Below are 11,944 nucleotides of genomic sequence, written 5' to 3'. Positions count from 1 at the left end.
AATAATGTGTTGGTGCCAAGGGATATCGACCGGTGAATCGTGACCAGCAGTTTTTGTTGCCGCCGGACATGCGGGAGTGGGTGCCGCCCACGCATCCGGTGTGGACGGTGATCGAGATCGTCGACACCCATCTCGACACCAGCGCCTTTCACGGCTCTCGCCGCACCGGGGGTGCCGGGCGCGCCGGGTACGACCCGGACATGCTGGTGACCCTGCTGATCTGGGCGTGGTCGCGGGGGATGCGGTCGTCGCGGCAGATCGAGCGGGCCTGCTCGGAGGTGGTGTCCTACCGGGTGATCTGCGCCGGCGACACCCCCGATCACGTGACGATCTCACGGTTCCGCAAGGACAACCACACCGCCTGCGAGGCCCTGTTCACGCAGGTCCTGATGCTGGCCGCACGGTTGGGTCTGGGCCGACTCGAGACGATCGCGTTGGACGGGGTGAAGATCGCCTCGAACGCATCGAAGGACGCCAACCGCACCGAGGACGGGCTGCGCCGGGCAGCCGAGGCCGAGGCCGCGCGGATCGCCGCCGCCGCGGTGGCCGCGCACGCCGCCACCGATGACGCCGAGGACGACCTCTACGGCGAGGACGATTCGGGCCCGGGACAGGTGCCGGCGGAGTTGGCCGATCCCAGCACCCGCTCGGCCCGGATCGCCGAGGCATTGGCCCAGCTCGACGCGGAGAAGGACGCCGAACAGTGCGAGCGGGAGGGGAAAGCACAGGACTATCTGGCCCGGCTCGACGCGGGCCAGACGGTGATGGGCCGGGTGCCGGTCGGGGCCGAGGTCGCCGCCGCCGAGCGGCGTCTGGCCGAGGCGGTCGCCGCCCAGCAGGCGGTGATCGAGCGGTTCCAGGGTGGCACCGCGGCCGGGGGCGGGGGCACCCGGTTCGCACCGAAGCCGGTCGACGAGCACCACCTGGTCCGGCGCCGGCGCACCGAACTCGACACCGCCCTCCGCAAGGAGGGTGAGCGCGCCGCCGCCGCCGGGCAGCGGCGCCGCAACACCACCGACCCCGACTCGCGGTTGCAGCCGCTGCGCGGCGGCGGCTGGGTGCAGGGCTACAACTGCCAGGCCTTCACCAGCGAGGACGGGTTGATCCTGGCCACCGGGGTCGGGACCGGCCCGGTCGACTACGACTACTTCCCCGACATGGTCGACAAGGCAGGCAAGGCCGCGCAGCTGATCGACACCTCCCGCCGCGACACGAACCCGGTCGGCGCGGACCCTGCCCGCCCGGCCCCGGCCCCGGCCCCGGAGGAGTTGATCGGGGTGATGCTCTTCGACGCCGGCTACTGCTCCCGCGCCAATCTCACCTCGCCGGGCCCGGACCGGTTGATCGCCACCGGCAAATCCCGTCACCTCGAGGCTGCCGCCGCCGCTGATCCGGTCACCGGACCGCCACCGCCGCAATCGGATCCGATCCAGGCCATGACCCGCCGGCTGCGCACCGAGGCCGGCATCGCCACCTACCGCAAACGCTCACCCATCGCCGAAACCGTGTTCGGGCACGCCAAACACAACCTCGGATTCCGCCGCTTCACCAGCCGCGGACTCGACCGCGCCCGCAGCGAATGGGCGTTCCACGCCGCAGTGCACAACCTGGGCAAGATCCTCACCCACCTGACCGCAGGCACCCCGCTCCCGGCCACCTCATGACCAGGCGGGGACACCCCCGCCCGCACCGGCACCCGCCAAGTCACGAGAGAACCAAACCACCCTCACTCAATTCCGCAACAGCCCCCCGGCGGTTAATAAGTACTCACGGGCCTAGGGCACCACGCGGTACCGCAGCATCATGTCGTGGTCCTCGTGGTCGAGCATGTGGCAGTGCCACACGTAACCCTGCAGGGGACGCGAAGCCTGCTCCATGTGGCCGTGTCCGCCTTCGGAGTGATCCATCGTGTGCGCCGACATCCCGAACGTGGCATCCGGGTCGAAGCCGAGTTCGTCCGCGGTCGGGAACCGGACGATGATCCGGGTGATCGAGTTCGCGTCCGCGATCACCGTGTCCTTGAACCCCGACTCCCACACCTGCGGCGCGAGGTTCGGCCCGAGAGCAAACGGGTCCGCCGACGGCGTCCACCGCATCCCGACGGCAGGCACCGGGACGGCCTGCATCAGGGCGTTCGTGTCGATCGACTGCCGTCCGACCACCCGGAACGTCACCAGATGCAGGTGGATCGGATGCGGTTCCGGCGTGACATTGACGATGTTCCACTGCTCGACGGTGCCCTGCCGGGGCATCTCGATGTCGTCGGTGGTGTAGCGCAGGTTGTTCAGCGACATCAGCGGGGACGGCTGACCGGGGCCCTGCGCGAGCTGCATCACCGACACGTTGCGTACGACCGATGGCGGCGCGACGGGCGGGAGGACGGTGAGACCACGGCTTCCGCCCCGAAGCGTCTCCGGAACGCCACCGGTGAACCCGGCAGCGGTTCCGACCCGGAACCGGCAGAACCGCGGCATGATCTGCACCCCGCGCTGCGCGACCTGCGCGGGGATCGGCTCGTCGTTGCGCAGTTCCACCGTCGTGCCGGGTGCGAGGGTTCCGAAGTCGACGAGGAGGTCCACCCGCTCGCCGGGTCCGAGCCGGACGTGGTCGGTGGCGACCGGCGCGTCGAGCAGCCCGCCCTCGGCGCCGATCACCCAGAACCTCATCCGGTTCTCGAAGAACAGATTCCACACGCTGAACGATGCGGCATTCACCATCCGCAGGCGGTACAGGCCCCGCGCCACCGACATCTCCGGCCACACCTTGCCGTTGACCACCCCCACGTCACCGGGTGTGGCGGCCTCCCAGCTGCCCTGCGGATTCAGCGGGTTGGAACGGACGCTCTGCCGTCCGTCGTCGGTGAAGTTCTTGTCCTGCAACACCAGCGGGAGTTCGAATTCGCCCGACGGCAGACCGAGCGGGTTGCCGCTCCGACCGGTGTCGTACTCGTCGCGCAGCAGGTACATGCCCGCCAGCCCGGCGTAGATGTTGAGCCGGGTGACGCCCATCGCGTGGTCGTGATACCAGAGCGCGCAGGCTTCCTGCCGGTTCGGGAAATCGTGCACCATCCCCTGCCCGGGCCGCATCGTGTCCTCGGGGTGCCCGTCGAACTCGGGGGGCGTCCGACCACCGTGCAAGTGCAATGACGTCGGCACCTGGGTGCGGTCCTGCTCGCTCACGCCGTGGATCCGCGGGTCGACGTCGGCGGCGAGGGGGTTGCTCGCGATGTCGTTGCGGTAGGTCAGTGAGGTCCGCTCGCCGACGTGGGCTTCGATCGTCGGGCCGAGGTAGTCCATGCCGCCGTAGCCGAGGGCCGGCGACGCGGGCAGATCGGGATGGAACACGTGCGTCGTGCTGCTCGCGTGCACCACGACGGCGCTCCCACCCATCATCGGCAACGGCGGCAACTGTTCCCGGAACGGCTGGAGCGGCGGCGAGGAGAAGACGAACGGCCGCAACGGATCGATCCCGAACGGGTAGGCGCTCGCCGATCCCACCCCGACGGCCCCGAGCCCGGCCGTCAGCGCCAATCCACGAACGAACGACCTACGCGGAATCCGTCGATCCATTCGGAGGAGCCCCCTGCACGGTGAGAACAGCATTGCGAATCGAGTAGCCGACGGTACCGCAACGGTTGCCCCTCTCACCGGGTTTACGGGGCGTCTCTTCGCGCAGCGACCACCGTCGTGCCAGTCTGACTCCATGACCGGTGCAGCTCCGAAGAACATGGCATGGATCCCCGGGGGCACCTTCTGGATGGGCTCGGAGGACTTCTACCCCGAGGAACGCCCCGTTCACCAGGTGACCGTCGACGGATTCTGGATGGACGCGCACCAGGTCACCGTGGCCGAATTCCGGCGGTTCGTGAAGGACACCGGCCACGTCACGACCGCCGAGATCGCACCCGATCCCGCGCAGTACCCGGGCGCGGATCCGGCTCTGCTCGTGCCCGGTTCGCTCGTGTTCACCCCGACACCGGGGCCCGTCCCGCTCGACGACTACACCCGCTGGTGGTCGTTCACGCCGGGAGCGGATTGGCGCCACCCGGAGGGTCCGGGCAGCAATGTCGGCGGACGCGAACGCCATCCCGTCACGCACGTGTCGTGGTTCGACGCCCGCGCCTACGCGGAATGGGCAGGCAAGGACCTGCCGACCGAGGCCGAATGGGAGTTCGCCGCCCGCGGCGGCCTGGACCGGAAGCCGTTCGTCTGGGGCGAGGAGCACGAACCGGGCGGCAGGCCCGGCGGCAACGTCTGGCAGGGACGGTTCCCGTGGGAGAACCTCCTCGAGGACGGCTTTGCCGGGACGTCGCCGGTCGGCCATTTCCGGCCCAACAGTTACGAACTCAGCGACATGGCCGGCAACGTGTGGGAATGGACCACCGACTACTTCACCGCCGATCACTCCGCGAGCGGGAAGAACGTCGCGCCCGCCAATTCCTGCTGCATTCCCACCAACCCGCGAGTCGAGACGGCGCGCGTCGAGAATCCCGACGAGCCCTATGCGCGCCGCGTGATCAAGGGCGGCTCGCACCTCTGCGCGCCCAACTACTGCCTGCGCTACCGACCCGCCGCCCGGCAGGGCGACACCGAGGAGACGTCGACCTGCCACATCGGGTTCCGGTGCATCATCCGCCCGTGACGGTCTTTCTCACCTCACGGGGATGAAGACGCGCCGCGTCCACTGCGGTTGAGTCGGTGGTGTGCGGTCCACCAAATTGTCTGTGGCGCTGGCCCGGGAAGCGCTGGCCGCGCGGACCGAAACGGCCAACGGCTGGTTGCAGGGCACACCACCCGGCCGCACGGTTCGACGCGTCATCGACGGGCTGATCGCGATCGAACTCGTCGACCGGTCGATGACGCTCGCCGCCAGGATCTTCACGTCGGTGCTGCCCGTGATGATTGCGGCATCGACGCTGAGCAGTTGGAACGTGACCGCACGCACCATCAAGACCCAGTTCGGCTTCGACCCCACGGAACTGACGACCACGTCCGGCACCGTCGACACCACCAACCCCTCCTTCGCCGCGTTCGGGGTCGTCGGTCTGCTGATGATCGCGATCAGCGGCACGTCCTTCGCGAGGGCCCTCGCCCGGATCTACGGAAAGATCTGGAACGTCCCGTCGATCACCCTCCGAGACGCCTGGCGGTGGCTCGTCGTCCTGTTCGCCGTTGCGATGTCGGGGACGGCGATCGGCCTGGCCGCCGAGCTCACGACCGTCCGGTTCATCGGGCCACCTCTCGCAGTCGCCGTGGAGTTCGCGGTGTGGATGGCCGTGTGGACCCTCAGTCCGTACCTGTTGACGATGGGCACCCTCAAGGGTCGCGTGCTCTGGGCGACGGGGGCGCTGACCGCCGCCGCGCTCACCGCTCTCCACGTCGGCGGACGTCTCGTCCTGCCCCGGATCACCGCCGCCGCGCAACACCAGTTCGGACCGCTCGGCCTGGTGTTCACCGCGATCAGCTGGCTGTTCGTCCTGTCGGTCGTGATCGTGGGGTCCGCGGTGATCGTCAAGGCCATCGCGCTCGACGAAGGCTACGTCGGGCAATATCTGCGCGGACCTGCCCCCGCGCTGGACTCACCCGCACACGACGACGCGGCCTGACGGACGCCGCGCGGGGCCACGTCGTCGTACGCGTATGAGCCGAGACCGCCGAAGTGTGGTCGACCGGTGGCCACTTCGTCGGTGGTGCTGTGGTGCGGTCAGGCGTTGTCGCCCAACAGGGTCGTGCGGACGTGCCGCAGATGCACGCGCATCGCGGTGCGGGCGCTGTCCGGGTCCCGGTCGGCGATGGCTTCGACGATGTCCTCGTGCTCGCCGCAGTATTCGCGATGTAACTCCGGGTTGAAGGTGCGCTTCTTCAGGCCACCCCAGATCGGTTGTTGACGGCTGTCGATGAGGAGTTGGCTGACCCCGATCAGGACGATGTTGTGGGTGGCGAGCGCGAAGCTGTGGTGCAGCGCGGTGTCCCATCGTTCGAACTCTTCCGAAGATCGGGCGCCGTTCCCGCCGCGCAGGCAGCGCCGCATTTCTTCGATGTCGTCACGGGTCGCTGCGGCGACGGCGAGTGGGAGCAGTTCCGGTTCGAGGATGAGCCGCGAGCTCATGATTTCGCTGGGGCTGGGATGATTCGCCGTCTCCGCGGCCGCGGATTCACTGGGGGCGAGGAACGTGCCCCGGCCGACGTAACGCACCACTGTTCCACGGTTTTCGAGGTCCTCGAGTACAGACCGGACCACGGCACGGCTGACACCGGCCTCGGCGGCGAGTTCCCGCTCGGTCGGCAGCTTGTCGCCCGGGCCCAACTGCCGCTCGGCGACGACGGCTTCGATGTGCCGCAGAGCGGCAGCCGTAGGTCCCACAGCCAGGGTCACAACAACTCCTCTCGACGAACCAATTCGAACCAATTATAGGGGCTTGGTCAACAGCTCCCCTGCCAGCAATCGGAAAAATCACGTGTTGACGATCACACCAGCCTCGACCTATCGTAACCAATACGAACCTCAACCCGGTTTGGTTCACATTGGTTTCACAGGAGGTCTCATGCGCTTCGCGCGGATTCAAGGTAAGAACGGCGCGGTCGTCTGCGCCGTGGACGCGAACGGAGCTGCACTGCCCGTGCAGTTCGGTGACACCGGTGCCCCAGTGCGCGAGCTGCAGGAGATCATCGCCGGCGGCCGGGCCGCACTCGGCCGGCTGAGCACCAGCACCCCTGCCGAAGGCGGAAAGCTGCTCGCCCCCATCACCCCGCACCGCAACGTGTTCTGCGTCGGGCGGAACTACTCCGAGCACGCCGCCGAGTTCGCCGAGAGCGGGTTCGACGCGACCGGCTCCGCGGACGGTCAGCACGTGCCCCAGTACCCGGTGGTCTTCACCAAGCCCGCCGCCACGGTCATCGCCTGCGGCGATCCGGTCGACCCGCACACCGACATCACCTCGGCCCTGGACTATGAGGGCGAGATCGGCATCATCATCGGCAAGCGCGCCTCCAAGGTCAGCCGCGACGACGCGATGGATTACGTGTGGGGCTACACCCTCATCAACGACGTCACCGCCCGTGACCTGCAGCGCGACCACAAGCAGTGGTTCATCGGCAAGTCCCTCGACACGTTCTGCCCGCTCGGCCCCTGGGCCGTCACCGCGGACGAGATCGACATCAACGACCTGCAGCTGCAGACCCGGGTCAACGGCGAGCTCCGCCAGGACACCAACACCGCCCAGCTCATCTTCGACGTGCCCACCATCATCGAGACGCTCTCGGCCGGCATCACCCTCGAACCCGGTGACGTGATCGCCACCGGCACCCCGGTCGGCGTCGGCATCGGCTTCGACCCGCCGAAGTACCTCGTCGAGGGCGACGAGGTCATCGTCTCCGCACCCGGCCTGGGCGAACTGCGCAACACCATCGGCATCCCGGCCGCTGCGGACCACCTCACCCCGGTCGGCACCAGCGAGCTGTTCGTCGAGAAGACCGGCAGCGGACCCGCGGTCGTGCTGATCCACGGCCTCGGCGGTGCGACCACCGTGTTCGAGCCGCAGATCGCGACGCTCGCCGAAACCCACACCGTGCTGCGCTACGACCTGTCCGGTCACGGCCGCTCCCCATTCGCCGGTCCCGCGAGCATCGACAACTGGGTCGAGGAGTTGCGCGAGTTGCTCGACGCGGAGGGCATCGAGCAGACCGCCCTGGTCGCGCACTCGATGGGCACCCTGGTCGCGAACACGTTCGCCGCCAAGTACCCGCAGCGTGTCAGCAAGGTCGCGCTCCTCGGGGCGGTCCGCGCTCAGCCGGAGGCAGCCAAAACCGCCACCCGCGCCCGCGCCCGCACCGTCCGCGAAGGCGGTATGTCCGCCGTCGCCGACACCGTCGTCGCAGCGGCGCTGTCGCAGGAAACGCACAGCACCCGCCCGACGTCGGTGGCCCTGGTCCGCGAACTGCTGCTCGGCCAGAACCCCGAGGGCTACGCGAGCGCCTGCGAGGCACTCGCCGCCGCCGTCGAACCCGACTTCGCGTCGATCGAGGTCCCGGTTCTGCTGCTCACCGGCGACGAGGACAAGGTCAGCCCGGTCGCGGTCAACGACGAACTGCTCTCGATCTACCCCAACGCCCAGAAGCACGTGCTCGACGGGGTGGGCCACTGGCACTCCCTCGAAGATCCCAGTGCTGTCACCAACCGGCTCCAGGAATTCCTGAACAAGCCCTGAGCTTCTCCGAAGAAAGGAGTGGCGACAATGACGTCAGCCAACACCCCCGATCAGTCCATCCTTTTCACCAACGTTCGGATTTTCGACTCCACCGGCTCCGACCCGTACGAGGGTGAAGTGCTGGTCGAAGGCGAACGCATTGCCGAGGTCCGCAAGGGCACAGGAGATCTGCCTCGCGAAGGCGCGAGGGTCATCGACGGCCAGGGCAAGTTCCTGATGTCGGGTCTGTGTGATGCTCACACCCACTTCTCCTGGGTCAACTCCGCAGACCTGCCCGGTCTCGGGACGATGGGCGTCGAGGAACACACGTTGCTGTGTGCCCGCTCGGCGCAGACCTACATCGATTCCGGCTACACCATGTGCGTCGGTGCCGCGGCCGCCAAGCCGCGACTGGATGTGGTCATCCGCAACGCCATCAACGCCGGCCAGATCCCCGGACCCCGCTACCTGGCGAACTGTCAGGAAATCGCGGTCACCGGCGGCGCCCTGGTCAAGGGCATCACCGCCTTCGCCGACGGTCCCGAGGAGATGCGCAAGGCCGTCCGGCGCAACGTCGACCTGGGCGCGGACCTGGTGAAGCTGAGCATGTCCGGTGAGGAGATCACCGGAAACCAGCACGCCGAGGACAACTACTTCTCGGACGAGGAAACCCTCGCCGCGGTCACCGAGGCGCACCGCCGGGGACTGCGGGTGTGCTCCCACGCCAGGTCCGGGGAGAGCGTGAAGATGTCGCTGCGCAACGGCGTCGACATCATCTACCACGCCTCCTTCACCGACGAGGAGGGTCTGGACATGCTCGAAGAGCAGAAGGACCGCATCTTCGTCGCACCCGGGCTGAATTGGCTGGTCGCCACCCTGCACGACGCCGAAGCGTTCGGGTATCCCCCCGAGGCCGCCGAAGCTGCCGGATACCAGCACGAACTCGACTGTGCGATCGACAATCTGAAGAAGATGAAGGAACGCGGCATCCGGGTGCTGCCCGGCGGCGACTACGGCTTCGCCTGGACCCCGCACGGCACTTACGCCCGCGACCTGCAGCACTTCGTCGAACTACTCGAGTTCTCCCCGAAGGACACGCTGCTCTCGGCCACCGCACTCGGCGGGCAGATCATGCGGATGCCCGACGACCTCGGGCAGGTCAAGGCCGGGTTCTACGCGGACATGATCCTCATCGACGGTGACCCGCTCGAAGACATCACCATCCTTCAGGACCAGTCCAAGATCGTGGGCATCATGAAGAACGGTGCCTTCCACAAGGACCCGGGCTCCGGACAGTCCGCGCGCCCGTCCGAGCTCAGCGAAACCCACCGCGGCACCCCCATCCCCGCGTAGGAATTCGCTGACCGTCGGCGGTCGGCGGGGTGGGGAGCGTGGCGCACCCACCCCTCCGGCCGGCCACGGCCAACCACGTCCGCCGACACCTCATTGCCCGCGGCGGACCGTCACCCGGCTCCCTCTCCCTCCTGAGGAGAAACCACCGTGCCGCAGTCGACTCTCCAGCAGGCCAAGCTCACCGCCGTCACCGAATTCTGGGACTGGCAGCTCCACGAACGATGCCGCGCCGTCGGTTCGGCCACCTTCTCCGCGCGCCGGGACCAAGAATCCCCGGGCAGAATCTAGCGAACGTCGCAACAGTTGGGCCTGTCGTGGGATGACGGTATCTCAGTAAGAAGCGAGACCGGAGTTGCCCACTCCAGGGTCTTGCGGGGTCGACTATTCAACTGGGAGGCAACCTCGACCAGACGCTCCGGCGTATAGATGCCGAGGTCGCTGCTCTTGGGAAAGTATTGACGCAGAAGCCCGTTGAGGTTCTCATTGCTGCCGCGCTGCCACGGCGAGTGGGCGTCACAGAAGAACACGTCCAGGCCGGTCTCGGCGGAGATCTGCTGGTGCAATGCCATCTCCTTGCCCTGATCCCAGGTCAGGGTCTTCCGAAGCTGCGGCGGCAGTGCTGCCATCGCCGCCGCGATGCCGTCACGAAGTTCCTGGGCACGGTTTCGGCCGGGAAGGTGAATCAGCATGCAGTACCGGCTTCGTCGTTCGACCAGCGTGCCGATCGCCGTCTTGTTCCCCGCTCCCATGATGCAATCACCTTCCCAATGCCCGGGCACGCTGCGGTCGGCCGCCTCGTCGGGTCGTTGGTCGATCATCGTCATATTCGTCAACCGGCCGCGACGTTCCAAGCCCGACAGGCGGCGGCGACGCCGGTATCGGCCGGTCCGCAAGGACCGTTTCGCGGGCCGTGTCAGGCCGCACCGTTGGTCATAAATCGCCTGGTAGATGCTCTCCGGGCACAGATGCCGGTTTCGTTGGCCGGGGAAATCGACGCGGAGCTGATGCGCGACTTGTTCCGGGCTGAACTTCAGGTCGCTGAGCAACTGTGCGACGTGCGCGCCCAGGACGGCGTCGGTATCGAGGCGGCGGGCGCGAGGGCGCCCGATCCGGTGCACGGCCAGCCGCTGGGCAGCGTGCGGACGGTACTCATTGTCGGTGGCGTTGTTGCGTAGCTCCCGGCTGATCGTCGACGGTGATCGGTTGAGCTCGGATGCGATCGCGCGGACACCGCAGCCGGCCCGGCGGAGATCTGCGATCATGATCCGCTCGTCCAGGGACAGGTAGCGGGGCGAGCGAGGCCGCGTGCGAACGTCAGAAGTCACTGGCGGATAGTGCACCGGCTCGCCGGCCGTATTGGTGATTGTGCGCCCGAACCGCCATCGTGTCCCGGTCCGGCGGTTGATTCCGACACGGCGGCACGCCTCGGAGTTACCAACCCCTTGCCGGATCAGCCGAGCGAACTGTTCCCGCTTCTCCGTCAGAGCAACACCGGGGTGCCCACTGTTGGGCTGTGTCGAGTCGTGCATCGCAACCTCCGATTAGCGTCGGGTGTTGCGACGTTCACTGGAATCCGCCCCGCAACCGCTCGGCCCCGCACCGCTCTTCCGAGTTATACGTTGCGCCGCCGATCGGCCGCACGCACCCGCGTTGACCCTCACTCCCACGGCGAAGTCCGCGCTTGTCAGAACAAGCCGCCGAATCCCTTACCGAGGACGACGGCCCCCATCACGAGTAGCAGCACGCTCATCACCGCGGCGTTGTTGGACTGGAGCCAGACCTTGAGGTTGTCGAGGGTCCCGCGCATCTTGTCGGCTGCGACGGCGTAGGCGATGACCGGGACGAGGACGGTCGATCCGGCCAGCACCGTGTACACGATCAGCGCCACCACCTGCTCGCCGCCGCTCACCCCGGCCGTACCGATCCCGACGCCCGCGGACACGCAGAGCAGCAGGTTCTTGGGATTGATTGCCGCCAGCGCAAATCCGAGACCGGTGGATTTCACGAAGTTCAGGTCGTCGATGGCCTGCATCCACTTCGGCGGCTCCGCGTGGGCATTGCGGCTTCTCCACTGCCGCCCCGCGAGCAGGAGCAGCAGCACACCGAGAACCACCTTCACCCACGACGCGGTCGCCGACGGACCGTCGGAGCCGGACGTGTCGATGCTGCCGGCGACGAGCATGAAGATGCCGGTCGCAACAAGAATCCCCAGGATCCAGCCGACACCGAAGCCCGCGCTCGCACCGCCCGCACGCTTCGACAGCAGCATCAGGATGACGGCGATGATCGGTATCGGCGAGATCGCGACACCCACTGCGAGCGGTAACAGTTCTCCGATGACTGAGCCCATGTCCGAACCGTAGGTTCGGGGCGCCGTCTCCGCCTCGCACGTGCCGGGTGAACCCA

10 protein-coding genes are annotated in these 11,944 nt (G+C 67.7%); 6 read left to right on the top strand and 4 right to left on the bottom strand.

Annotation, left to right across the window (positions count from 1 at the left end):
* Positions 1-32: 32 nt before the first annotated feature.
* Positions 33-1,664, top strand: a complete 1,632-nt coding sequence (locus PSR88_RS21865) for a transposase (RefSeq protein ID WP_342338438.1) — start codon at positions 33-35, stop codon at positions 1,662-1,664.
* A 111-nt stretch (positions 1,665-1,775) separates the two neighbouring features.
* Here the strand turns inward: PSR88_RS21865 and PSR88_RS21860 are convergent, their stop codons facing one another.
* Positions 1,776-3,569: a multicopper oxidase family protein gene (locus PSR88_RS21860; RefSeq protein ID WP_029539708.1), complete on the bottom strand. Its 1,794-nt coding sequence runs from the start codon at positions 3,567-3,569 to the stop codon at positions 1,776-1,778.
* Positions 3,570-3,702: 133 nt separating this feature from the next.
* Here PSR88_RS21860 and PSR88_RS21855 point away from each other — a divergent pair, with 133 nt between their 5' ends.
* Both PSR88_RS21855 and PSR88_RS21850 read left to right on the top strand, forming a co-directional pair.
* On the top strand, positions 3,703-4,641 hold the full coding sequence (locus PSR88_RS21855; protein ID WP_011596746.1) for a formylglycine-generating enzyme family protein: 939 nt from the start codon (positions 3,703-3,705) through the stop codon (positions 4,639-4,641).
* Positions 4,642-4,702: 61 nt separating this feature from the next.
* Positions 4,703-5,605, top strand: coding sequence for a hypothetical protein (locus PSR88_RS21850; RefSeq protein WP_009477356.1), 903 nt, complete (start codon positions 4,703-4,705; stop codon positions 5,603-5,605).
* Between the two features lie 98 nt (positions 5,606-5,703).
* Here PSR88_RS21850 and PSR88_RS21845 read toward each other — a convergent pair whose 3' ends face one another.
* Positions 5,704-6,375 (bottom strand): FadR/GntR family transcriptional regulator, encoded by a 672-nt coding sequence (locus PSR88_RS21845; protein WP_016884513.1) that lies wholly within the window; start codon positions 6,373-6,375, stop codon positions 5,704-5,706.
* A 169-nt stretch (positions 6,376-6,544) separates the two neighbouring features.
* Here PSR88_RS21845 and PSR88_RS21840 point away from each other — a divergent pair, with 169 nt between their 5' ends.
* The 3 genes from PSR88_RS21840 to PSR88_RS21830 all read left to right on the top strand — a co-directional run bounded on the left by PSR88_RS21840 (position 6,545) and on the right by PSR88_RS21830 (position 9,826).
* On the top strand, positions 6,545-8,206 hold the full coding sequence (locus PSR88_RS21840; protein WP_016884512.1) for an alpha/beta fold hydrolase: 1,662 nt from the start codon (positions 6,545-6,547) through the stop codon (positions 8,204-8,206).
* 27 nt (positions 8,207-8,233) lie between these two features.
* On the top strand, positions 8,234-9,538 hold the full coding sequence (locus tag PSR88_RS21835; RefSeq protein WP_016884511.1) for a metal-dependent hydrolase family protein: 1,305 nt from the start codon (positions 8,234-8,236) through the stop codon (positions 9,536-9,538).
* A gap of 147 nt (positions 9,539-9,685) precedes the next feature.
* Positions 9,686-9,826, top strand: a complete 141-nt coding sequence (locus PSR88_RS21830; protein ID WP_342338437.1) for a hypothetical protein — start codon at positions 9,686-9,688, stop codon at positions 9,824-9,826.
* Here PSR88_RS21830 and PSR88_RS21825 read toward each other — a convergent pair.
* Together PSR88_RS21825 and PSR88_RS21820 are read right to left on the bottom strand one after the other, a co-directional pair.
* The gene (locus PSR88_RS21825) at positions 9,823-10,863 is read right to left on the bottom strand and encodes an IS30 family transposase (protein WP_342338436.1); all 1,041 of its coding nucleotides are present in this window, start codon (positions 10,861-10,863) and stop codon (positions 9,823-9,825) included. The genes PSR88_RS21830 and PSR88_RS21825 overlap by 4 nt on opposite strands.
* Before the next feature lie 359 nt (positions 10,864-11,222).
* Entirely contained in the window at positions 11,223-11,888 is a 666-nt protein-coding gene (locus PSR88_RS21820; protein ID WP_016884510.1) for a GAP family protein, read from the bottom strand.
* Positions 11,889-11,944: the final 56 nt, after the last annotated feature.

The sequence above is a fragment of the Rhodococcus sp. DK176 genome (assembly GCF_038447315.2).
Lineage (GTDB): Bacteria > Actinomycetota > Actinomycetes > Mycobacteriales > Mycobacteriaceae > Rhodococcus_F > Rhodococcus_F jostii_A.
The sequence above is the reverse complement of the archived record's forward strand: the minus strand, read 5'-3'. Positions and strand labels throughout refer to the sequence as shown.

Bases quoted from the DNA above. Each gene is read 5' to 3' on its own strand.
- PSR88_RS21860 (WP_029539708.1), bottom strand. From the start codon at position 3,569: ATGGATCGACGGATTCCGCGTAGGTCGTTCGTTCGTGGATTGGCGCTG.
- PSR88_RS21855 (WP_011596746.1), top strand. From the start codon at position 3,703: ATGACCGGTGCAGCTCCGAAGAACATGGCATGGATCCCCGGGGGCACC.
- PSR88_RS21840 (WP_016884512.1), top strand. From the start codon at position 6,545: ATGCGCTTCGCGCGGATTCAAGGTAAGAACGGCGCGGTCGTCTGCGCC.
- PSR88_RS21835 (WP_016884511.1), top strand. From the start codon at position 8,234: ATGACGTCAGCCAACACCCCCGATCAGTCCATCCTTTTCACCAACGTT.
- PSR88_RS21820 (WP_016884510.1), bottom strand. From the start codon at position 11,888: ATGGGCTCAGTCATCGGAGAACTGTTACCGCTCGCAGTGGGTGTCGCG.